This window comes from Histidinibacterium lentulum (assembly GCF_003789055.1).
GTDB classification, from domain to species: domain Bacteria; phylum Pseudomonadota; class Alphaproteobacteria; order Rhodobacterales; family Rhodobacteraceae; genus Oceanicola; species Oceanicola lentulus.
Genome location: NZ_ML119089.1, coordinates 161,678 through 183,162 on the forward strand (window position 1 = coordinate 161,678; position 21,485 = coordinate 183,162).

The 21,485-nt window shown below is 69.1% G+C and carries 24 protein-coding genes; 11 read left to right on the forward strand and 13 right to left on the reverse strand.

Translation table 11 applies throughout. The annotated features are described in order from the left end of the window. Positions 1–6: 6 nt before the first annotated feature. Together EAT49_RS16825 and EAT49_RS16830 are read left to right on the forward strand one after the other, a co-directional pair. Positions 7–399: a hypothetical protein gene (locus EAT49_RS16825; RefSeq protein WP_123643463.1), complete on the forward strand. Its 393-nt coding sequence runs from the start codon at positions 7–9 to the stop codon at positions 397–399. Continuing rightward, entirely contained in the window at positions 392–859 is a 468-nt protein-coding gene (locus EAT49_RS16830) for a paraquat-inducible protein A (RefSeq protein ID WP_246003890.1), read from the forward strand. The genes EAT49_RS16825 and EAT49_RS16830 overlap by 8 nt, the downstream gene beginning before the upstream one ends. A gap of 2 nt (positions 860–861) precedes the next feature. Here the strand turns inward: EAT49_RS16830 and EAT49_RS16835 are convergent, their stop codons facing one another. Then, positions 862–1,824, reverse strand: coding sequence for a LysR family transcriptional regulator (locus tag EAT49_RS16835; protein WP_123643464.1), 963 nt, complete (start codon positions 1,822–1,824; stop codon positions 862–864). Between the two features lie 124 nt (positions 1,825–1,948). Between EAT49_RS16835 and EAT49_RS16840 the strand changes: the two genes are divergently transcribed. Both EAT49_RS16840 and EAT49_RS16845 read left to right on the forward strand, forming a co-directional pair. Continuing rightward, positions 1,949–3,331, forward strand: coding sequence for an aminotransferase (locus EAT49_RS16840; RefSeq protein WP_123643465.1), 1,383 nt, complete (start codon positions 1,949–1,951; stop codon positions 3,329–3,331). Between the two features lie 35 nt (positions 3,332–3,366). Next, a complete protein-coding gene (locus EAT49_RS16845) occupies positions 3,367–3,603 on the forward strand; it encodes an N-(5'-phosphoribosyl)anthranilate isomerase (protein WP_123643466.1) in 237 nt (78 codons plus the stop codon). Between the two features lie 241 nt (positions 3,604–3,844). Here the strand turns inward: EAT49_RS16845 and phaR are convergent, their stop codons facing one another. The 3 genes from phaR to phaC all read right to left on the reverse strand — a co-directional run bounded on the left by phaR (position 3,845) and on the right by phaC (position 6,979). Then, positions 3,845–4,390: a polyhydroxyalkanoate synthesis repressor PhaR gene (phaR, locus tag EAT49_RS16850; RefSeq protein ID WP_123643467.1), complete on the reverse strand. Its 546-nt coding sequence runs from the start codon at positions 4,388–4,390 to the stop codon at positions 3,845–3,847. 169 nt (positions 4,391–4,559) lie between these two features. Further along, entirely contained in the window at positions 4,560–5,012 is a 453-nt protein-coding gene (locus tag EAT49_RS16855; protein ID WP_123643468.1) for a Phasin, read from the reverse strand. Between the two features lie 173 nt (positions 5,013–5,185). Continuing rightward, positions 5,186–6,979 (reverse strand): class I poly(R)-hydroxyalkanoic acid synthase, encoded by a 1,794-nt coding sequence (gene phaC, locus EAT49_RS16860; protein ID WP_123643469.1) that lies wholly within the window; start codon positions 6,977–6,979, stop codon positions 5,186–5,188. Positions 6,980–7,110: 131 nt separating this feature from the next. Here phaC and phaZ point away from each other — a divergent pair, with 131 nt between their 5' ends. Continuing rightward, positions 7,111–8,367, forward strand: coding sequence for a polyhydroxyalkanoate depolymerase (gene phaZ / locus EAT49_RS16865; RefSeq protein ID WP_123643470.1), 1,257 nt, complete (start codon positions 7,111–7,113; stop codon positions 8,365–8,367). A 2-nt stretch (positions 8,368–8,369) separates the two neighbouring features. Here the strand turns inward: phaZ and EAT49_RS16870 are convergent, their stop codons facing one another. Both EAT49_RS16870 and EAT49_RS16875 read right to left on the reverse strand, forming a co-directional pair. Continuing rightward, the gene (locus EAT49_RS16870) at positions 8,370–8,732 is read right to left on the reverse strand and encodes a VOC family protein (RefSeq protein ID WP_123643471.1); all 363 of its coding nucleotides are present in this window, start codon (positions 8,730–8,732) and stop codon (positions 8,370–8,372) included. Positions 8,733–8,791: 59 nt separating this feature from the next. Next, positions 8,792–9,244, reverse strand: a complete 453-nt coding sequence (locus tag EAT49_RS16875; protein WP_123643472.1) for an Lrp/AsnC family transcriptional regulator — start codon at positions 9,242–9,244, stop codon at positions 8,792–8,794. 73 nt (positions 9,245–9,317) lie between these two features. Between EAT49_RS16875 and EAT49_RS16880 the strand changes: the two genes are divergently transcribed. Further along, a complete protein-coding gene (locus EAT49_RS16880; RefSeq protein WP_123643473.1) occupies positions 9,318–9,914 on the forward strand; it encodes a LysE family translocator in 597 nt (198 codons plus the stop codon). Positions 9,915–9,990: 76 nt separating this feature from the next. On the opposite strand, the gene EAT49_RS16885 is transcribed toward EAT49_RS16880, so the two are convergent. Continuing rightward, on the reverse strand, positions 9,991–11,169 hold the full coding sequence (locus tag EAT49_RS16885; RefSeq protein ID WP_123643474.1) for an FAD-binding domain-containing protein: 1,179 nt from the start codon (positions 11,167–11,169) through the stop codon (positions 9,991–9,993). 141 nt (positions 11,170–11,310) lie between these two features. Between EAT49_RS16885 and EAT49_RS16890 the strand changes: the two genes are divergently transcribed. Beyond that, positions 11,311–11,934 (forward strand): ATP-dependent Clp protease proteolytic subunit, encoded by a 624-nt coding sequence (locus EAT49_RS16890; RefSeq protein ID WP_123643475.1) that lies wholly within the window; start codon positions 11,311–11,313, stop codon positions 11,932–11,934. A 131-nt stretch (positions 11,935–12,065) separates the two neighbouring features. Further along, positions 12,066–13,334, forward strand: coding sequence for an ATP-dependent Clp protease ATP-binding subunit ClpX (gene clpX / locus EAT49_RS16895; RefSeq protein ID WP_123643476.1), 1,269 nt, complete (start codon positions 12,066–12,068; stop codon positions 13,332–13,334). A gap of 38 nt (positions 13,335–13,372) precedes the next feature. Here clpX and EAT49_RS16900 read toward each other — a convergent pair whose 3' ends face one another. After that, the gene (locus EAT49_RS16900; protein WP_185020800.1) at positions 13,373–14,755 is read right to left on the reverse strand and encodes an enoyl-CoA hydratase/isomerase family protein; all 1,383 of its coding nucleotides are present in this window, start codon (positions 14,753–14,755) and stop codon (positions 13,373–13,375) included. Between the two features lie 120 nt (positions 14,756–14,875). Continuing rightward, positions 14,876–15,214 (reverse strand): ArsR/SmtB family transcription factor, encoded by a 339-nt coding sequence (locus EAT49_RS16905; protein WP_123643478.1) that lies wholly within the window; start codon positions 15,212–15,214, stop codon positions 14,876–14,878. Between the two features lie 280 nt (positions 15,215–15,494). On the opposite strand from EAT49_RS16905, the gene EAT49_RS16910 reads away from it, so the two are divergent. Genes EAT49_RS16910 through EAT49_RS16920 form a run of 3 tightly spaced genes read left to right on the forward strand, consistent with a single transcriptional unit; the run spans position 15,495 to position 16,816 of the window. Next, complete coding sequence (locus EAT49_RS16910; protein ID WP_123643479.1) at positions 15,495–15,923, forward strand: YeeE/YedE family protein; 429 nt, start codon at positions 15,495–15,497, stop codon at positions 15,921–15,923. After that, complete coding sequence (locus EAT49_RS16915) at positions 15,923–16,354, forward strand: DUF6691 family protein (RefSeq protein WP_123643480.1); 432 nt, start codon at positions 15,923–15,925, stop codon at positions 16,352–16,354. The genes EAT49_RS16910 and EAT49_RS16915 overlap by 1 nt, the downstream gene beginning before the upstream one ends. Before the next feature lie 30 nt (positions 16,355–16,384). Next, a complete protein-coding gene (locus EAT49_RS16920; protein ID WP_123643481.1) occupies positions 16,385–16,816 on the forward strand; it encodes a protein tyrosine phosphatase family protein in 432 nt (143 codons plus the stop codon). Positions 16,817–16,836: 20 nt separating this feature from the next. Here EAT49_RS16920 and EAT49_RS16925 read toward each other — a convergent pair whose 3' ends face one another. The 4 genes from EAT49_RS16925 to EAT49_RS16940 form a co-directional block, all read right to left on the reverse strand. Next, positions 16,837–18,027, reverse strand: coding sequence for a FliM/FliN family flagellar motor switch protein (locus EAT49_RS16925; protein ID WP_123643482.1), 1,191 nt, complete (start codon positions 18,025–18,027; stop codon positions 16,837–16,839). A 75-nt stretch (positions 18,028–18,102) separates the two neighbouring features. Beyond that, positions 18,103–20,781 (reverse strand): ATP-binding protein, encoded by a 2,679-nt coding sequence (locus EAT49_RS16930; RefSeq protein WP_123643483.1) that lies wholly within the window; start codon positions 20,779–20,781, stop codon positions 18,103–18,105. Further along, entirely contained in the window at positions 20,781–21,080 is a 300-nt protein-coding gene (locus EAT49_RS16935) for a hypothetical protein (protein WP_123643484.1), read from the reverse strand. Before EAT49_RS16935 ends, EAT49_RS16930 begins: the two co-directional genes overlap by 1 nt. Then, complete coding sequence (locus EAT49_RS16940) at positions 21,077–21,448, reverse strand: response regulator transcription factor (RefSeq protein ID WP_123643485.1); 372 nt, start codon at positions 21,446–21,448, stop codon at positions 21,077–21,079. The genes EAT49_RS16935 and EAT49_RS16940 overlap by 4 nt, the downstream gene beginning before the upstream one ends. Positions 21,449–21,485 lie beyond the last annotated feature (37 nt).

A 21,485-nucleotide genomic window follows, 5' to 3' on the forward strand; every position in this document is an offset into this window, starting at 1 on the left:
GGCCCGATGTCATCCTTCCTGCAGCCCGATCCGATCATCCTCGTCTTCATCGCAGCCAAGCAGGGGGTCTATCTGCTGCTGCTCCTGCCGCTCACTCTGGTGCGCAGCGTCGTCGCGTCGCGGGCCGCAAGGGCGGCCGGGCTGGTGGCGCTGACGCTCTGCGTTCTGGGCCTTGCGGCGCGCTATCTGCCGGAAGTGCTGGGCGTCTACCAGGGTCCGGCGTTCCGGGCCGCGGGGGCCTGGCGAAACTTCGGCGGCGGGCTCGGGATGAACCTCGCGGCTTCGGCGGCGCTCATCGCCTCCGCCGTGCTGCCGGGGCGGCGCTGGTGGGGGATCGACGTCCTGCACGGGCTGCTGCTGGCCGGGCTCCTCGGCCTCTGGGTCTATTCGCTTGTCTGACGCGCCCGGGTCGCGGGGTCCGCTCGACGGCGCGCTCGTCGTGGCGAACCTCGCGCTTCTGATACTGTTTCCGCTGGCGTGGTTCGCGCCGCTGATGCGGGCGGGGCTCCTGCCGCTCTTCGGGATGGACGAGATCAGCGTGATCTCGGGCTTGCAGAGGCTGTGGGGGACGGACGTGTTCCTTGCCCTCGCGGTGACCTTCTTCGCGCTCTTCGCGCCCTACCTCAAGACGCTGGGGATCGCGCTGCTGCAGTTCCGGCTCCTTGACCGGCGGGCGCTGCCCTGGGTGACCTTCCTCGGAAAGCTCGCCATGGCCGACATCTTCCTGATCGCGCTCTACATCGTGGTCGCCAAGGGTGTGGGCGTGGGCAGGGTGGAAACGGCCTGGGGGCTATACCTCTTCACCGGCTGCATCATCGCCTCGCTGGGGATTTCGCTGGCCTGGACGCTGCGCGGCTGAGGTCAGAGGAGCTTCAGCGCGCCGTCGAGCCAGGGCGCGCGGGCGGTGACGGGACCGATCACCAGTTCGGTGATGAGAGGGCGGAGGCGGGCGGCCACGTCGCCGGGCAGATCGCCGAGGATGCCGCGCCGGGCGGTGAGAGAGATCGTCCGGGTCAGGGCCCGGCCCGGCAGGGGCACCATCTCCACCGCCTCCTGGAACCGCGGCGCGTGGTTCCAGCCCAGCGGCGTCAGGATCGTCCAGCCGGCGCCCGCCGCCACCATGGCGAGAAGCGCGTGGTAGCTGTCGAGCTCGAACCTCTGAGGGAAGTGCAGGTTCTGCCGCGCGAGATGGGCGGCGATGGCGCGGCCCATGTGGTGCCGCGTCGTGTACTGGATATGGGGCAGCGCGATGAGGTCGCGCAAAGATGGCTTGCCGCCGAAGGCGCCGCGAGGGGCGGCGATGACGAAGGGCTCCTCGAGGAGGGGATGGACCTCGTGGCCCTCGGCGCCGAGGCCCATGTCGGCGGCGACGATCGTGTCGAGGGCGCGGGCCTCGAGCTGGTCGAAGAGGCGGTGGGACGCGCCGGTCTCCAGAAGGAAGGAGGAGGAGCCGAGGGCCTCGGCCATGCTCTGCAGCAGGCGGGGGGTCACGCCCGCGTCGAAATCCTCGATCATGCCGAGACGCACGCGGGTCAGCGCCCCCTGCCCCGCCATGGTCAGTTCCGCCCGCGCCTGGTCGGCCTCGTTGAGGATGGCATTGGCCCGGCGCAGGAAGATCTCGCCCGCCGGGGTCAGGGTCAGGGGGCGTTCCGAGCGGTTCAGGAGGGCTGCGCCCACGTCGCGCTCGAGATTGGTGAGCTGCTGGCTGACGGTGGCGGCGGAGGTGTCGAGGCGGCGCGCGGCGGCGGAGACCGACGCCTCCTCGGCGGTCGCCACGAAGACCTCGATTTCCCAGAGCGTGATCTTGCCTTGCCGCTGCGCCATCTTTGCCCCGCGAGGTCCCGCGGGAAGGCTAGGCGGATCGGCGGGCGGGGGCAACGCGCGGTCTCGATTGCGGGCGCCGGGGTGCGGGCCTAATGTCGGCGCGTAACGGAGCGAGCGAGGCCCCATGCCCGACGACAAGAGCAATTCCTGGGAGGCCCGCGCCGCCGCCCATACCCTCTACGGCTTCACCGACCTGCCCACGGTGGCGGCGCGCGGCACGGTGGTGCTGACCGGCGGCCACGGACCCTATGTGACGGATGTCCACGGGCGCGATTACCTCGACGCCAATTCCGGGCTCTGGAACATGGTCGCGGGGTTCGATCCGCCGGGGCTGATCGCGGCGGCGCAGGAGGCCTACGGGCGGTTTCCGGGGTACCACGCCTTTTTCGGGCGGATGTCGGACCGGACGGTGGAACTCAGCGAGAAGCTGATCGCGGTCTCGCCCTTCGCGGACGGGCGCGTCTTCTACACCAACTCGGGGTCCGAGGCGAACGACACGCTGGTCAAGATGCTGTGGTTCCTGAACGCCCAGGAAGGCCGACCCGAGCGGCGCAAGATCCTGACACGGGTGAACGGCTATCACGGGGTCACGGTGGTCTCTGCCTCGATGACGGGCAAGCCCTACAATTCGGTCTTCGGCCTGCCCCTGCCCGGCTTCGTCCACCTGACCTGCCCCCATTACTGGCGCGAGGGGAAGGAGGGCGAGAGCGAGGCCGCGTTCACCGCGCGCATGGCCGCCGAACTCGAGGAGGTGATCGCGCGGGAGGGAGCGGAGACGATCGCTGCCTTCGTGGCCGAGCCCGTGATGGGCGCAGGCGGGGTCATCCCGCCGTCGGAGGGCTATTTCGAGGCGGTGCTGCCGATCCTGCGCAAGCACGGCATCGCGGTGATCTCGGACGAGGTGATCTGCGGCCTCGGGCGCACAGGCCGCGCCTGGGGCTGCGAGACCTACGGCTTCGTGCCCGACGCGATCATCTCGTCGAAGGCGCTGACGGCGGGGCTCTTCCCCATGGGCGCGGTGATCCTCGGGCCGGAGCTGGCGGACCGGCTGCACCGGGCGTCGGAGGCGGTGGAGGAGTTTCCCCATGGGTTCACCGCCTCGGGCCACCCGGTGGGCTGCGCCATCGCGCTGAAGGCCATCGAGACGATCCTCGAGGGTGCGGACGGCGCGCCGCCTCTCATCGACGGGGTACACCGGCTGACGCCGGGCTTCGAGGCCGGTCTCGCGCGGCTGGCGGAGCATCCCCATATCGGCGAGTGGCGCGGCAAGGGGCTGATGGGCGCGCTCGAGGCGGTGCAGGACAAGGCGACGAAGACCCCCTTCCCCGGCCACCTGTCGGTGAGCGAGCGGATCGCCAACGCCTGCACCGATGCCGGGCTGATCTGCCGGCCGCTGGGTCAGGCGGTGGTGCTCTGCCCGCCGTTCATCCTGACCGAGGCGCAGATGGACGAGATGTTCGGCAAGCTCGAGCGCGCGCTCGAGACGGTCTTCGCCGAGGTGGCGTAACCTCTCCTTAACCCTGGCCGGGGCAGGCTGGCGCAATGGACATCGAGGCCCCTTTCCCGCGCCCCATCGGGCAGAGCTGGCTCGACCAGGTCTTCGCCAGCGACACGGCCCGGCGGGGCGGCGTCGTGCGGCGCAAGGTGTCGGACGTGGAGCGGGAGGTGGGGGTCGCGGCGCTTGAGCTCGAGGTGCGGCGGCGGGGCTATCACCTCCTCCGCAGCGGCGGGACCTTCATCGTGATCTGCCGGCAGGACCCGGTGCTGGTGATCTGCTGAGGGAGGGCGGCCGACGCGGCATGCGGCGGCGGGGATTGCTGCAAGTGACGATCTGCCGGCGCGCGAGATGGGCGCGGGGTCGCATTCCGGGGGTGTGCGGCAAGCGCCGGGCCGTGATCCGCGGCGGGCACGGCTGCGGGAAGCGGCCTGCGGGGGCGCGGTTTGTGGCAGGCTCGTGCAATGATCTTCCAGAAGATCATTGCGGGCCCACGATCTTCCAGAAGATCGTGGCGCGTTGCGCCTACTTCGACATCCGGGCCAGCTTGGCCTGGAGGCTGGCAAGTTCCTTCTTGATGTCGTCGAGATCCTCGGCCTTCTCCTCGGGCGCGGGGCCGGAGGAGCCGGGCATCATGCCTCCGGTCATGGCCTTGAGGAAGGCCTCCTGCTGGGCGCGCATCGCCTCGAACCCGGGCATCTTGGTCATCGGGTTCATGGTGGACATGTTCTCCATCATCTTCGTCTGCCCGTCGCGCAGCATGTCGAAGCTGGCGGCGAGGAACTGCGGAACGACGGACATGGACTGGGTCGTGTAGCTGCGCACGAGGTCGTTGAGGACCGCCACGGGCAGCATGTTCTCGCCGCGGCTTTCGTGTTCCGCGATGATCTGCAGCAGGTATTGCCGGGTCAGGTCGTCGCCCGATTTCAGATCGACGATCTGCACGTCGCGCCCCTCGCGGATGAAGGAGGCGATATCCTCCAGCGTGACATAGTCGGATGTCTCGGTGTTGTAGAGACGGCGGCTCGCGTAGCGCTTGATGAGAAGCGGCTTGTCGGTGGTTTCGGCCAAGTGTTCCTCCCGAAGACCAGAGCGGCGGTATCGGGAAGCCTAGGCCTCTCGCGGCACCTGCACAAGCCTGTGCTGCGCCTGCGCAAGACGGACGAAGGGGCGCCGGGAGGAGGGCGCCCCTTCGATCGGGTCGGGGCGTCAGGGAGGAGACGCCGTCGATCCGAATGGCTTACTTCGCGGTGGCGGCCTTCTTGGCGGCCGAGGTCATTTCCTCGGTGGCCTTCTTGGCGGCGGCGGTCATGTCCTCGGTCATGTCCTTGCCGGCGGCGAGCATGAGTTCCATGGTCTCGGTCTGGACCTTCTTGGCGATCTCGGCATAGGCGGCCATGTGCTCGGCGGCGGACTCGGCGGAGGCGGAGGCGAAATCGGTCATCGCCTTGGCGTAGTCGGCGGGCTCGGCCTTCGCCTTCGTCATCTCGGTCATCTTGGCGAGCGTGTCGGACATCCACTTGGCGGAGAGGTCGGTCGACTGCTTCGCGGCGTCGATGGAGACGGCGGACAGCTTCTCGGCGAGGGTGGTCTGCGACTTGAAGGCCTCTTCCATGGCCTTCGTGTCGACGGGGAACGCGCCCATCATGTCTTTCATCATGGAGGTCAGGTCCTGGGTTTTCGCGGTGGCCATGGTGGTCATCCTTCTGAATGTCGTCGTGTGCTCAGGTCGTGTTCAGGTGTCGGAGGGCTTGTGCCGCGACTGCACGGAACATGGATGCTGCAGTGCAGCATTGCAAGTCTTTTCTGCAGTGCAGCAACAAATTCCCGCGTTCCCGTGGAACGACAGGCACTTGGCCGCCGGGCTCAGTGACCCTTGGTCACGAGGACATAGGTTCCGGGTGCCGGAGCGAGGGGTTCGTGCTCCGAATCCCCCGGTTCCCGCGCGGGCACCATGGGTCCGGAGCGGGGCGCGAGCCAGGCTTCCCAGCGCGGCCACCAGGAGCCTTCCTCGTACTGCGCGGTCCCGCGCCAGTCCTCCGCCGCGAGGCTGAGGTCCGGGTTGACGTAGTGGCCGTACTTCTTCTTCGAGGGCGGATTGACGATGCCGGCGATATGCCCGCTCTCGGAGAGAATGAAGGTCTTCTCCCCGGAACCCATCTTCTGGACGCCGCGGTAGCTGCTCTTCCAGGCGGCGATGTGGTCGGTCTCGCAGGCGATGGCGCAGACCGGGACGGTGACGTCGGAGATGTGGACGGTCTCGCCCGCCACGTCGAAGCCGGTCGTGGCGAGCCGGTCCTGCTGGCAGAGCCCGCGCAGGTATTCCACGGCCATGGTGGCGGGCAGGTTGGTCCCGTCGCCGTTCCAGTAGAGCAGGTCGAAGGCCGGCGGCGGCTCGCCCATCATGTAGCTCTTGATCGCGGGCTGGTAGATCAGGTCGTTCGAGCGCAGGAACGAGAAGGTGCGGCTCATGTAGAAACTGTCGAGATACCCCGCGCGGGTCACCTCCTCCTCGATCCCGTCGACGAAATCGTCGTCGAGAAACACGCCCACCTCGCCCTGGTCGGAGAAATCGGTGAGCGTGGTGAAGAAGGTGGCGGAGGCCACGCTTTCGTCGCCGCGCGCCTTCATGACGCCGAGCGTCAGCGACAGGGTGGTTCCGGCGATGCAATAGCCGATGGCGTTGACCTTGTCCGTGCCGCAGATCGCCTTCACTTCGCGGAGCGCGGCCAGGTACCCGTCCTCGACATAGTCGGTGAGGGAGATGTCGCGGTAGCCGGCGTCGGGATTGGCCCAGGACACGACGAAGAGCGTGTATCCTTGATCCACGATCCACTTGATCAGGCTGTTCTTCTCCTTGAGGTCGAGGATGTAGAACTTGTTGATCCAGGGCGGAAAGATCACCAGAGGGATCTCGTGCACTTCCTCTGTGGAGGGGCTGTACTGGATCAGTTCGAAGAGGTGGTTTCGCCAGACCACCTCGCCCGGCGTTGTGGCGAGGTTCTCGCCGACCCTGAAGGCGTCGCGGTCCGCGAGCGTGACGATCAGCTCGCCGTCGTTGCGCTCGAGGTCGGCCACGAGGTTCTCCAGCCCCTTCACGAGGCTTTCGCCTTCGGTCTCGACGGCGCGGGCGAGGGCCTCGGGATTGGTGCCGAGGAAATTCGCGGGGCTGAACATGTCGACGATCTGGCGGCTGAAATACTCCAGCCGGCGCTTGTCGGCGGGATCGAGCGCGTCGAGGTCCCGCACGGCGGTATCGACGGCCTCGGCGTTGAGCTGGTACTGCTGCTTGATGAAGTTGAAGAAGGGGTGGTTCTGCCACAGCTCGCCGGCGAAGCGCCGGTCGGCGGGGCCCGGGTCCGGGGGCGCGGCGAAACGTCCCGAGGCGAGCGATTTCTGCGCCTCGACATAGTGACGCAGGGTCTTGCCCCAATAGCCCACCTGATGCTCGATGATCTTGGCGGGGTTCTGCATCATCTCCGTCATGTAAGCCGCGGCGGCCTTGGCATAAAGTTCCTGGCTCGGCCCCTGCAGGGAGGGTGGCACGCTCCGCTTCGTCGCGAAGGCGCTCACCAGCCGCTGGCTCAGTTCCTCGATCCGCGCGATGTTCTCCTCCAGCCGGCCGAGGGCCGTGCCGGGCTCGGAACTTTCAGTTGTCATCGCGCGTCCTCCCCCGTAGTTTGCACCTGCAGCATCTGCCGCCGCTTGTGCTGCGGGTCAATGCGGCCTTACGTGTCGACCATAGGGGCGCGGAGGGGGACGCGCCAACCCCGGCAAGAGGTGTTCCGGCAATGAAATACATGATGACCTACGATCTCATGGAGAGCGTCAGGAACACGAACCAGTGGCTGGGGTCCACGGCCCGGGCCATGGGCAGCTACCCGCTGATGGCGATGAACCCGGCCATGGGCCTCCTGAAGGCCTGGGGCGAGGTGACGGAGCGCAGCTTCGGCCGGATGATCGCCAAGCCCGACTGGGGGATCCCGTCGGTCGCGGGCACGGATGGCCGGGACCATGTGGTCGCGATCGAGACCGTGGTGCAGAAGCCCTTCGGAAGCCTCATCCATTTCAAGGTCGTCGACCGGCCCGCCAAGTCCCGGCGCATCCTGCTGGTGGCGCCGATGTCGGGGCATTATGCGACGCTCCTGCGCAAGACGGTGCTGAGCCTGCTGCCCGACGCCGAGGTCTATGTCACCGACTGGCACAATGCCCGCGACATTCCGGTGAGCGCGGGCAAGTTCGACGTGGAGGACTATACCCTCTACCTCGTGGAGTTCATGCGGCACCTCGGCGCCGATCTGCATGTGATCGCGATCTGTCAGCCCGCGCCGCTGACGCTGGCCGCCACGGCCTATCTCGCCGAGGACGAGCCCGACGCGCAGCCGCGGTCGCTCACGCTGATCGGCGGGCCCATCGACCCCGAGGCGAACCACACGGACGTGACCGATTTCGGACGCACGGTGACCATGGGCCAGCTCGAGGAGACGATGATCCAGCGTGTCGGGTTCAAGTACGCGGGCGTCGGGCGGATGGTCTACCCGGGGCTTCTGCAGCTCGCCTCCTTCATGTCGATGAACGCCTCGACCCATACCAAGGCCTTCACCAACCAGGTGTTCGCCGTGGCCAAGGGCGATGCGAGCGACCACGACAAGCACAACACCTTCTACGACGAGTATCTCGCCGTGATGGACATGCCGGCGGAGTTCTACCTCTCGACGGTGGAGCGGGTTTTCAAGGGCCGGGAGATCGCGCGGAACGCGTTCCACGTCGGCGGGCGGCACGTCAATTTCGACAAGATCACCACCGTCGCGGTGAAGACCGTGGAGGGCGAGGAGGACGACATCTCCGCGCCCGGCCAGTGTCGTGCCGCGCTCGACCTGCTGGTCGGGCTGCCCGACAAGAAGAAGGCCTGGCATGTGGAGCCGGGCGCGGGGCATTACGGCATCTTCGCGGGCCGGTCCTGGCGCAACAACATCCGCCCGCTGGTGCTGAACTTCATCGACGCGAACGCGGGACCGCCGACGGAGAAGTCGGTCGCGGCGGAGTAGGGTCAGCCGGGAGGCGCAGGTTCCCACAGCTCGATGGGGTTACCCTCCGGGTCGTGGATGCGGGCGAAGCGGCCAACCTCGCTGTCCCATTCCGCGCGGGTTTCCGCGGCGATGTCGAGCGAGGCCAGATGGGCCAGCATCTCATCGAGATCGCGCACACGGAAATTGAGCATGAAGGCCTGGCTGCGACGGCCGAAATACTCCGTCCCCTCGTCGAACGGCATGAAGACGGTCGGCCCCGCCTCCTGCATCCAGGGGCCTCCCTTGAAGGCCACGCCCAGCACGCGGTCGTACCACTCCGTCAGGCCCTCCGGGTCACGGGCGCGGAAGAAGACCCCGCCAAGTCCGGTCACTCTGGCTGCCATGGGCGCTCCCTCGACTGATGACTTCAGACTGCCATCCCCGCAGACCATCGGGCAAGAGGTCAGGCGCGGGCATCCTTGGGGCTGCCCATGACCATGTAGCTGGTGATCGACCGGACATGGGGCACGACGCCCAGCCGGTCGGTGTGGAAGGCCTTGTAGGCGGCGAGATCCGCCGTCTCGACCCGCAGCAGGTATTCGAAGGCGCCCGCGATGTTGTGGCATTCGACCACCTCGGGGGCGGCATGCATGGCGCGCTCGAAGGTTTCCTGTGCGGCCTTGGTGTGCTCCGACAGGCCCACGGCGACGTAGACGGCAAAGCCCCGGCCCGTCTGCGCCGGATCGAGCCGGGCGCGATAGCCGCGGACCACGCCGCGGCGTTCCAGCTCCTGCACCCGCCGCAGACAGGCCGAAGGGGAGAGACCCACCCTGTCGGCCAGCGCCTGGTTCGTGAGTCGCGCCTCATGGGAGAGGGTCTGCAATATCCTGCGGTCTATGGCATCCAGTTCGGGCATTTGTTGCAGATTATCGGCGCGGGGCCGCAAATTTGCAAGCCTTCGCCAGTGGGGGACGGGTAGATCCGGCGGCATGACACCCGATCTGATCCTTGCCCTCACCGGCTTCGCCATCGCCACGACCTTCAGCCCCGGGCCGAACAACGTGATGCTGATGGCCTCCGGCGCCAATTTCGGCCTGCGGCGCAGCGTGCCGCACATGGCCGGCATCGGTCTCGGGGTGATGTCGCTGGTCGCGGCCTCAGGCGCGGGACTGGCGCGGCTCTTCGATCTCTGGGACTGGCTGCGGCCCGTGCTGGCGGTCGCGGCGGGGCTATACCTGCTCTATCTCGCGTGGCGGATCGCCACGGCCGCGCCGAAGCTGAAGAACAGCGAGCCCGCGGGCCGGCCGCTGACGCTGTGGCAGGCGGCGGCCTTTCAATGGGTGAACCCGAAGGCCTGGGCGATGGCGGTCTCTGCCACCACCCTCTACCTACCCGACCGGGGGATGGGGTCGCTGGCCGTGGGGGTGCTGGTCTTCGGGCTGGTGTCGGTGCCCTCGACGCTCATCTGGACGAGCTTCGGGCGAGCGGTGGGGCGCTGGCTGACCTCGCCGGAGCGATTGAGGGGATTCAACCGGGTGATGGCGGGGCTGATCGTGCTGTCGCTGGTGCCGATCGTGCTGGGATAGGGAAGGTGGGTTGGAAACCCACCCTACTTGCGGGGGTCGGGGGCGAGGTGGGCTGGAAACCCACCCGACCCGGAGATCAGGCGCTGGCGGCGTCCTGCAGCCGGTCCACCAGCTTCGGGATCCGATCCTTGAACTTGAAGAAGCCCTTCGTGGCGTGGGGCCAGGCTGCGGCGTCGGAGGCGCGCAGGACCATGCGCAGGGGCAGGCCCGCGGCGCGGGCGGCCTCGAGCCTGTCTCGGGCGGGGCCCACGGGCGCCCAGGGGCTGACGACCTGGGCCAGGCCATGCTCCCGCGCCCAGTCGGCAAGATCGTCGGGGCGCGAGACCGCGGCGGCCCCGCCCAGCCGGGCGAGGGTGTCGGCGATGGCGCCCTCGGTGAAGGCAAGGACATTTTGCGAGACGGCGAGCGGGCTGCGGTCCCCTGCCCCCGGGACCACCGCGATGGCTGCCGGAGCGGGCGCCCGGTCCAGCACGAAGCCGGGCGAGAGGTCGTCCTCGTGAAGGATGAGCCCGGTGCGCAGGCCCGGGGTCACGCTGTCGCCCTCCGGCGCCGGGCCGGGGGCGGGGTTCGGCGGCGCCTCGAGGGGCGCTGCGTGGCTGGCAAGGCCCGCGGGACGGAAGCGGAATTCGGTGTACTGCGCGATGTTGGAGGCGCGGGCGACGTAGGTCTTTCCCGGAGTCTGGATGCCCGCCACCCAGCGCCAGCCCAGGGTGTTCGACGCGGGGTCGCCGTCGATGAGGTGACGCAGGAAGAAATCCGCCCCGAGCGCCCAGGGCAGGCGCAGGGTGAAGCACCAGATCGAGGCGAACCACATGCGGGCGTGGTTGTGCAGGTAGCCCGTCTCCGCCAGCTCCCGCGCCCAGTGGTCGAAGCCGTCGATGCCGGTCTCGCCGCGGCAGGCGGCCTCCCAGTCGGCCCGCAGGCCGGCCTCGGACTGCACCCGGTCGAGGCCGCGGCGGACCTCGGCGCGGTAGTGCAGCCAGACCGAGGGGCGCATTTCCAGCCAGCCCTTCCAGTATGTGCGCCAGAAGACCTCCTGCAGGAACTTCTCGACCGCAGAGGGCGCGTGGCGGGCGAGGACCGCCCGCACCACCTCGTCCTCGGTCACGAGGCGGTGGCGGATCCAGGGCGACAGGCCCGAGACATGGGGATGTCCGGGAAGGTCGTAGTTGCGCAGCCGGGCATAGGCGCCCGCCTGCGGCACGAAGTCCTCGAGCCGGGCGAGACCGGCGGCGCGGGTGGGCTCCAACGTCATGGCCTGCGAGCTAGACCGCCCTCCGCCCGCGCCAAGGCGTCACGCAAGGGTGCGGGACGCATTCTTGAACCCCCCTCGCCACACCCCTAAGACTCTGCCGAGGGCTCGCGCCCAGAACATGACCGCGAGAGAGGCAGGACGATGCAAGACCCCTATGAGACGTACATGAACCTCGTTCCGATGGTGGTCGAGCAGACCAGCCGGGGCGAGCGCGCCTACGACATCTTCTCGCGCCTCCTGAAGGAGCGGATCATCTTCCTGAACGGGCCCGTCCACGACGGGATGGCGAGCCTCGTGGTGGCGCAGCTGCTGCACCTCGAGAGCGAGAACCCGAAGAAGGAAATCTCGATGTACATCAACAGCCCCGGCGGCGTGGTGACATCGGGCCTGTCGATCTACGACACGATGCAGTACGTCCGGCCCCCGGTGGCGACGCTGGTGATCGGCCAGGCCGCCTCCATGGGCTCTCTGCTGCTGACGGCTGGCGAGCCCGGCATGCGGCGCTCCCTGCCCAACAGCCGGATCATGGTCCACCAGCCCTCGGGCGGCTACCAGGGGCAGGCCACCGACATCATGATCCACGCGGAGGAGACGCTGAAGCTGAAGCGCCGCCTGAACGAGATCTACGTCAAGCACACCGGCCAGGCCCTGAAGAAGGTCGAGAGCGCCCTAGAGCGGGACAACTTCATGTCGCCCGAGGAAGCCCGCGACTGGGGCCTCATCGACGAGATCGTCGAGAACCGGCCCAAGGCGGCCGAGAGCTGATCCCCGCGGACGCGATCGGGCAGCAGTCGCGGCGCCGCCAATTTCGCGTTGTCCCCCCCTCCTCCACGTCCTAGGGTGGGGGGACGGGCAGACGACCGGACGACCGAAGAAGACGCCAAGGGATTAACGACATGGCGAACGCGTCAGGCAGTGACGGCAAGAACACGCTCTATTGCAGCTTCTGCGGCAAGAGCCAGCACGAGGTCCGCAAGCTGATTGCGGGGCCGACCGTCTTCATCTGCGACGAATGCGTCGAGCTCTGCATGGACATCATCCGCGAGGAGACCAAGACCTCCGGGCTCAAGTCCTCCGACGGCGTGCCGACGCCGCGGGAGATATGCGATGTTCTTGACGATTACGTGATCGGACAGTTCCACGCGAAGCGGGTGCTCTCGGTCGCGGTGCACAACCATTACAAGCGCCTGAACCATGCCGGCAAATCCGACATCGAGCTGGCAAAGTCGAACATCCTGCTGATCGGCCCCACCGGCTGCGGCAAGACGCTCCTGGCGCAGACGCTGGCGCGGATCCTCGACGTGCCCTTCACCATGGCGGACGCCACCACGCTGACCGAGGCGGGATATGTCGGGGAGGATGTCGAGAACATCATCCTCAAGCTGCTGCAGGCCAGCGAGTACAACGTCGAACGCGCCCAGCGCGGGATCGTCTACATCGACGAGGTCGACAAGATCACCCGCAAGTCCGACAACCCGTCAATAACGCGCGACGTGTCGGGCGAGGGCGTGCAGCAGGCGCTCCTGAAGATCATGGAGGGCACCGTGGCCTCGGTGCCGCCCCAGGGAGGGCGCAAGCATCCGCAGCAGGAATTCCTGCAGGTGGACACGACGAACATCCTCTTCATCTGCGGCGGGGCCTTCGCCGGGCTCGACAAGATCATCGCCCAGCGCGGCAAGGGCTCGGCCATGGGCTTCGGCGCCGAGGTGCGGGACGTGGAGGATCGGGGCGTCGGCGAGGTGTTCAAGGAGCTCGAGCCCGAGGACCTGCTGAAGTTCGGCCTCATCCCGGAATTCGTCGGGCGCCTGCCGGTCATCGCCACGCTCGAGGACCTCGACGAACCGGCGCTGGTCACGATCCTGACCCAGCCGAAGAACGCCCTCGTGAAGCAGTACCAGCGCCTGTTCGAGCTGGAGGACGCCCGCCTGACCTTCACAGACGACGCGCTCGTGGCGATCGCCAAGCGGGCGATCGCACGGAAGACCGGGGCGCGCGGCCTCAGGTCGATCATGGAGGATATCCTGCTCGACACGATGTTCGACCTGCCGGGCATGGAGGGCGTCGACGAGGTGGTGGTCAATGAGGAGGCCGTGACCCCTGACGGCGCGCCGCTGATGATCTACGCGGACGAGCGCAAGAAGAAGGACACCGCCTCGGTCGGCTGACGGGCCGCCCCCGCGCGATGACGTGACGACGCCGGGCCTCAGGGTCCGGCGTTCGTCGTTTCCGGGACGGCATCGGCGGTCGCGGCCGGGCGGACGGTGACCTCGTCGAAGCCGCCCGCAAACTTGATCGCCTGCAGCATCAGTCGCGGCGGCGTCCAGAGCTCGGGCCGGGTCGCGGCCCAGACCTCCATCTCCTGTTTGAGCGCGAGGAGCCCCATGGTCTGCGCCGCCCGCATCGGACCGCCCGAGCTCCGCGCGAGCCCCAGCCCGTAGATCGCGAGCACGTCGATATCGGCGGCGCGCTCCACCTCGCGCGCCTCCACGATCCGGGCGCCCTCGACCATGAGCGCCGCGGTGAGACGACGCGCCAGCGCGGCGGTCTCGGGCGCGACGGAGGCGGAGGGCACTGCCTCGCCCACGCCGAGAAGCCCGAGCGCGTGGACGATCCGCTCGGGCGGGCTGCCCTCCGCCCGCAGCGCCTGAAGGGCCGCGTCGAGGGCCTGCCGCAGCCGGTCGACGACCGCCTGTCCCGCGGGCGCCGCCACCTCGCGGCGATGGCCGGCGGAGGCGAGAAGCCGGGGCGAGATGCGGCGCTCGGCGAGGAAGAGATGGGCGAGGGCCACGGCTTCGGGGCTTTCGCGGCACTGCGCGCGCGCGGCGGCCTCGAAGGCGAGCCCGGCCTCGAAGGGCAGCAGAAGCGCAGCCTCGACGCTGTCGACGATCCGCGCCGCGGCGGGACCGGGGGTGCCTTCCGCGGCCGTCCGCGCCCGCGCCACGGCGGCGAGGAACCCCTCCCCGTCCACGAGCCGGCTGCGATCCCCGGAGAGCGGCCGCGGCCCCTGCCCCTCTGCGATCAGCGCCGTGGCGTAGCTGTGGGCGCCCGTGGCCAGATGTCCCGTGACCACGCCGTCGAGCAGCCCGGATTTCCGCGCGGTTTCGGCATCAACGGGCCGGCCCGAGAGCAGCAGCCCCAGCGCGGTTCCCGCCCCCACGGCGCGCGGCAACCGCTGGGTGGCTCCCGCGCCGGGCACGAGGCCGAGCGTTATCTCGGGGAAACCCAGCCGGACCTCGGGCGCGGCGAGCCGGTAATGGGCCGCGAGCGCCAGCTCCGCGCCGCCCCCCAGGGCCAGGCCCTGAAGGGCCGCGACGACGGGGACGGGCATGGCCTCGATGCGCGCGCAGACCTCGGCCAGCGTGGGTCCATCGCCGCCGGAGCCGCCCTCGCGGATATCGGGACCCGACGAGAAGATCTGTCCTTCGGCCAGCAGGACCGCCGCGCCGACGCCGGGGTCCCCGGCGACGCAGTCCATTGTGCCGACGAGCGCGCGGCGGACCTCGGGAGTGAGGGCGTTCGCGGGCGGAAGGGCGAGGGTGACCAGGGCGACGCGGTCCCGGATCCGGACCTTGACCGGATTGTTCACTGGTTCACCCCCTGCGCAACCGTGACCGGCCGCCCGCGCGGCCCTGGGTCCAGAGTGACGCAGGCTCTTCAAAACTCAAGGGGGTCCGGAGCCGCGGCGGGCGGCTGTCGCGCCGGCCCCTCAGTCGGCATGACCCGTGGAGGCGCCGGGGCAGAACACCTCGAAGAGGCGTTCGAGGATCGGGGTGATGCGCGGATCGGCGAGGCGATAGCGGATGATCCGCCCGTCGCGTTCCGCGGTCACCAACCCCTCGGCACGAAGCCGGGCAAGCTGGCCCGAGACGTAGGACTGGCTGGTGCCCAGAACCTCCTCGAGTTCGCCGACGCTGAGCTCTCCGGGCACGAGGGCGCAGAGCAGCCGGAGCCTCTGGGGATTGGACAGCGCCTTCAGGACCGCGGCGGCCTCGTCGGCGGCCTTCACGATCTCGCTGTCGGGTATGATCAGGTCCTCGGTCACCATCGCTTCCTCTCAGGCGGTCCGCATCCGAGCTTGATTTCCCGGACCCGACCAATATATGTCGTCTTCGATATATATTCCAGCCCCAAGTCGAAGACACGGCGGGAGGACATGATACGGATGATCGCCCCGAAACGCCACTCGTCGCATCCGAGCGTGGGCCGCCCTCCGGCAATATACCGCTCTTCCTGTCGCTACGGCAAGAACAGCCGCCGCACCATCTCATCCGGGTCCCCGGGCCCGGCGGAATCCCGTCCGTACTGAACGATCATCGGAGTATCACATGCCAACAGACTGGATCTGGGGCCTCGTCGGAGGCGCCCTCATCGGGACCGCGGGGGCGGTCTACCTCCTTGCCAACGGCCGGATCATGGGCGCCTCGGGCATCGTGGGCGCCCTGGCGGACCGGACCGCGACCGGCGCGGCGGCCCATGAGCGGATCGCCTTCATCCTCGGCCTTTTCGCCCTTCCGGCCGTTCTCGCCCTCGTCATGGGTGGGGCGTCCACCCATGCGGGCAGCGCGCTCTGGGTCTATGTGGCGGGCGGTCTGCTGGTGGGCGTGGGCACCCGCATCGCCAACGGCTGCACCAGCGGCCACGGCGTCTGCGGTATCTCGCGGCTGTCGCTGCGCGGCATGGTGGCCACGGTCTTTTACATTCTTGCGGGCGGCCTGACGATCGTCGCCTTCCGCCATCTTCTGGGAGTGGTCTGATGCGCAATCTCTACGCTCTTGTTGCCGGTGCCCTCTTCGGGGCGGGATTGCTCCTCTCGGGCATGACCGACACCCGCAAGGTGCAGGGCTGGCTCGACATCTTCGGGGACTGGGATCCGACGCTGGCCTTCGTGATGGGCGGTGCGATCCTGCCCATGGCCGTCGCCTGGCAGCTGACGCGGGGCCGCAAGCCGCTGATGGGCGGCGCCTTTCCGCCCCCGCCGGAGCCGCGTCTGGGTCGTTCGCTGGTCATCGGATCGGTGATGTTCGGCATGGGCTGGGGCCTGACCGGGCTCTGCCCGGGTCCGGCGGTGGCCTCTGCCAGCTTCGGCGGCACCGAGGGCCTCGTGTTCCTGGCCGCGATGATCAGCGGCATGGCGCTGGCGCCCTACGCCAAGAGGCGGCTGGACGCTTCGCCGGCCCCGGCGTAGACCTGACCGGCATCGGGCATGGAGGCCGACATGAACTATCGCGCGATTACCGGCGATTACGGCGTCAGCGGGCAGATCTCGCCCGAGGAAGTCGGCGCGCTGAAGGAGGCCGGGTTCACCACGGTGATCAACAACCGGCCCGATGCGGAGGTCCCGCCGGACCTCGGATCGGACCGGATGCGGGCGGCGGTGGAGGCGGCCGGGCTGACCTATGTCGAGAATCCCTTCTCGCACGCGGCCTTCAGCCCCGATCTCGTTGAAAGGCAGGGCGCTGCGATCGCGGCCGCGGAGGGGCCGGTCTTCGCCTATTGCGCCAGCGGCAACCGCAGCACGATCCTCTGGGCCATGTCGCAGGTGAAGGCCGGGGCGATCACCCCGGCCGAGGCCGTGGAGGCCGCAGCGGCACAGGGGTACGACCTGCGCGGGCTGATGCCGCAACTCGAGGCGCTGACGCCGGGCTGAGCCGGCCGGCCTGATCCGCCTCAGGTCTGGCGCGGGTCCGGCGGATAGTCGGGGGCGATCCGGTCGCTGGGGGATCTGTCGACCTGTTCCTCTTCCCAGGGCGGCGGATCCGGGGACGGCCCGGCGGGATCCGCCGGGGAGGGGCGCGCAGGGGTCTCCTGCGGCATGTCGACCGCGTCCGGCGTTCCGGGAGCGCTTGCCCCTGCCGCATGACCCCCGGAAGCGGGCGCAGGAGCGATCCCCGGTTGCACCGAGGCGTCCGGCGGCCGTGGCCGAACGGACGCCTGCGGCAAGGCCGGAGGGACGGAAGCCGGGGGATGCGTCGCCTCCCGCAGTTCGGGAGGCGGAGGAGGCTCCAGCCGGACAGCCTTCATGCCACCGACCTGGCCCAGTCGCGCGGTGGCCACCAAGGTGTTTCCCGCACCCTCGAGACGGACCGACGACACGGTGACGCCGTCGAGCGGCAGCAGATCGCCGGGGGCGATGTCCTCCAGCCGCGAGATCGGCAGGCTCATCCGGTGAAGCACGGCGGTCAGGACCGCCGGCGCCGACAGGATCAAGCGGTGCAACCGTTCCGTCCAGTCGGAGGATGCAGGGTCGGCCGCGGGACGGCCCCTCTCGGCCGGCAGCGCAAGCAGCATCCGGCCCGCGCGCCCGGCGACGGACAGATCGACCTCGAGCCGCAGGAGCCGGTAGCGATCCTCGGGCAGCTGCAGTGAGACGCCCCGGCCGCCGTCGATGCGCCCGCCCGTGCGCGCGCCATCCGCCCAGCCGGCGAGCGCCGTGGACCCCGCGGCGACGGCGAGGTCCGTTAGGACGGCGTCGACCACCGGAGCGCAGAGCGCACGATCGGCCACGGAGACCGGACGGTCGGGTGCGGGAACGGCCGAGAGCCGGCCCATGGTCTGCGACTCGACGAAGGCCGCGCGCAGTTCGCGGTCGAGCGCCGCCATGCCCAGGATCGTCCCGTCCGGGGAGCGCAGGTCGAGCACGAGATCCCCTTCCTGCAGGGCCGCGGCGACGGCATCGAGGCTCGCCTCCTCCTCATCCAGCGAGGTCACGCCGACCTTGAGCCCGCAGGAGGATTCGGTCGCGCGGGCGAAGGCCATGCGGACCGCCCGCGCGGGCGTCAGCGCGGCCTCTTCCGACGCCGGGGAGGCGGGCGCGCCGGCCATCCGGGCCAGCACGGTGCGGATGTCCTGATCGGTCATCGGATGGTCACGACCTGTTGCCCCGGGGCTGCGCTGGCGCACCCTATGCCCGGCGCCCTTACCAGTGTGCTAACGTCACTCGGCGGCAAGGGCCTCGGCGGCGGGCAGCGTGACCCGGAACGCCGCCCCGCCCTGCCCCGGCTGATAGCTGATCGCGCCCCCCAGCCGTTCCATGATCTCTCGGCAGATCGCCAGACCAAGCCCCGCCCCGCCGGCCTTACCGGGGTCCGTGAGACGGGAGAACTTCTCGAAGATCACCTCGCGGTCGGCGTCCCTGATGCCCTCGCCGTTGTCGATGAAGTCGACCACCGTGGCGCCGCCGATGGAGCGGACCTCGATCCTGAGCTCGGGCCGCTCCGCGATGCAGTATTTCCGGGCATTCGAGATGAGGTTGATGAAGACCTGCGCCAGCCGGTCGAGATCGGTGCTCACCTTCACGGCCTCGGAGGCGCGGTCGCGCCGGATCGCCAGCGCGCTGCCGACGCCGGAGGCGGAGACGGCGCGGTCGAGCAGGTCCGTCAGCCGTCCCTCGGAGATGTTGAGCGTGACGTTGCCGTTCTCCAGCACCGACAGGTCGAGCAGGTCGTCGAGGAGCCGCGTCAGCCGCAGGGCCTCGTCCTGGATGATCCCCGCGAACCGCTGCTGGTCCGCGGTCTCGAGGGTGGTGTCGCGCAGGAGTTCGGAAAACGCCCGGATCGAGGTCATCGGCGTGCGCAGCTCGTGGCTGATCTGGCTGAGAAAGGCGTCCTTCTGGATCGACAGCTGCGTGAGCTTGGCGTTGGCCTCGCGCAGGGCGCGGGCGGTGCGTTCCTGCTCGCGGCTCTTCTCCTCGAGCCGGGCGGAATATTCCACGATCTGCGCCGCCTCGTCGGCCACGGCGATCAGGTCCTCGACCGAGACCGAGGCGCCCTCGGTGATCTGGCCGATCATCGCATGGGCGGTCGCCGCCCCAACGGAGCCCGCGAGCTCGCGCTCGAGGTAGTCCACGAAATCGGGGGTCACGTCGGGCAGGTAGCCGGACTTTCCCTGCTTCTTCGCCTCGGACTGGAACAGGGTCTGCGCCTCCACCGGGCCTAGGATGCGCTGCGCCATGATCAGGAGGTCCTCGGCACCGGCGGCCTGGCGCGACCAGGTGCGGGGGCCCTGGGAATGCTCGTAAACATTGACGATCTGCGCGCCCTGCAGCCGCTCCAGCGGGGTCGGGAAGGTCACCACCGAGCCCACGAAGAAGGCGGTGGTGTTGATCAGCATGGACCAAAGGACGGCATGGACCACCGGGTCGAGGCCCTCGATGCCGAAGAGCGCATGGGGCCGGAGCCAGCCGATCCCGAAGGGTCCTTCCGCGAAGGCCTGAGCGCTGATGACCGCCCCCTGTCCGAAGCTGGGCAGGAACAGGCACCACATCCAGATGACGAAGCCCGAGATCAGCCCCGCCCCCGCGCCCCAGCGCGTCGCCCCGCGCCAGAAGATGCCGCCGACCATGGCCGGCAGGACCTGCGCCATGCCGACGAAGGAAATGAGCCCGATGGCGGCCAGCGCGCCGCCTTCCGACAGCCGGAAATAGGTATAGCCCAACGCCAGCACCGCCACGATCGACAGCCGCCGCGAGATCAGCACCACGGCGCGCACGTCGCCAGAGACCATGGCGCCGTCGGTCCGCGCCGAGAGCCAGGCCGGCACCACGATATGGTTGGACACCATGGTCGCCAGAGCGATGGTGGCCACGATCACCATGGAGGTGGCCGAACTGAGCCCGCCGAGAAAGACCAGCATGGCGAGCCCCTGCTGTCCCTCGGCCAGCGGCAGGGTGAGAACGAAAAGGTCGGGGTTGGCGCCTTCGGGCATCCGCTCCAGCCCCACCGCGGCGATGGGCACGACGAAGAGGCTCATCGCCAGAAGATAGAGCGGAAAGGCCCAGGAGGCGGTGGCGAGGTGGCGCTCGTCGGAGTTCTCGACGACGAGGACCTGGAACATCCGCGGCAGGCAGATGAGCGCGGCGCCCGACAGGAAGATCAGCCCGGCCCACCGCCCGCCCGCGGGCTCCCAGGCCGCGAGGCGGCTCGAGTCGATGGTCTCGAGCGTGCCGGCGATCCCGCCCGCGAGCCCCCAGACGACGAAGACGCCCACCGCGAGCAGCGCCACCAGTTTCACGACAGCCTCGACGGCGATGGCCATGACCACCCCGTGATGACGCTCGTTTGCGTCGAGGTTGCGGGTGCCGAAGAGGATTGTGAAGACCGCAAGGCCGGCCGCGACCCAGAGCCCGGTCCGGCCGATGTCGCTCCCGGCCCAGGTCGAGCCGGTGGCCTCGGCGAAAACCGACATGGACAGCGACACCGATTGCAGCTGTAGCGCGATGTAGGGCGTGGTGCCGACCACCGCGAGCAGGGTCACGATCACGCCGAGCGCCGTGGACTTGCCGAAGCGCGAGGAGACGAGGTCGGCAAGAGACGTGGTGCGCTGGGACCGGCCGATCCGCACGAGCTTGCGCAGGACCCACCACCAGCCGACCATCACGAGCGTCGGCCCGAGGTAGATCGTGAGATACTCGAGCCCCGAGCGCGCGGCGTAGCCCACGGCGCCGTAGAAGGTCCAGCCGGTGCAGTAGACCGAAAGCGACAGCGTGTAGATCAGCGAGGTCCTCAGCCAGCGCGCCTGGCCGCTCGCGGCGCGGCGCTCGGCGGCGAAGGCCACGAGGAAGAGAAAGGCCACGTAGGCCAGCGCCACGGTGATCAGCAGGTTGAACGAGAGCATCAGCCCCGCTCCGTGCCGTCCGCCCCGCGGTCCTCGTCCCGCTGGAGCGCCTCGGCCGTGTCATCCTCGATGGCCAGCACCCCGGAGAGCAGGGCCGACAGCACGACGAGGGCGATCCAGAGCCCGAAGAGATAGAGCAGCATCCCCGCCGTCGTCGCCTCGGGATCGCCGCCTTTCAGGAGGGGCAGGAGCATCAGCACGACCGCCACGATGGGCAGCATCCGCGCCGCGTCCCTCAGCCGGCGCCGCCGGAACGAGCTGCGCGCCAGGAAGAGGGGACCTGGCCGCTGCGCGCTCATGCGCCTGTCAGTTCACGGACCGAATGCAGGATCTCGGCATTCGAGAAGGGTTTCGTCATGAAGTGCGTGACCCCGAGCCGCTCGGCCAGTTCGCGGTCCTTGGTCTGACCGCGCGCGGTCAGCATCAGCACCGGAAGCTGCGCAAGGCCGTCCGCACCCTGCCTGAGGTCCTGCAGGATGTCGAAGCCCGACCGCCCTGGCAGCATCACGTCGAGGATCACCACGTCGGGCGGATGGGCGCGCAGCTTCTCCATCGCGGTCGTGCCGTCGGAATGGGTGTGAACCGTCCAGCCATCCCGCGAGAGGATGAAACTGATCGCCTCGATGATGTTGGGTTCGTCCTCGATAAGAAGCACCCGCTTGCGCATCCCCATCCTCCCTCGGGTGCGGCAGTGGCGCGAGTAT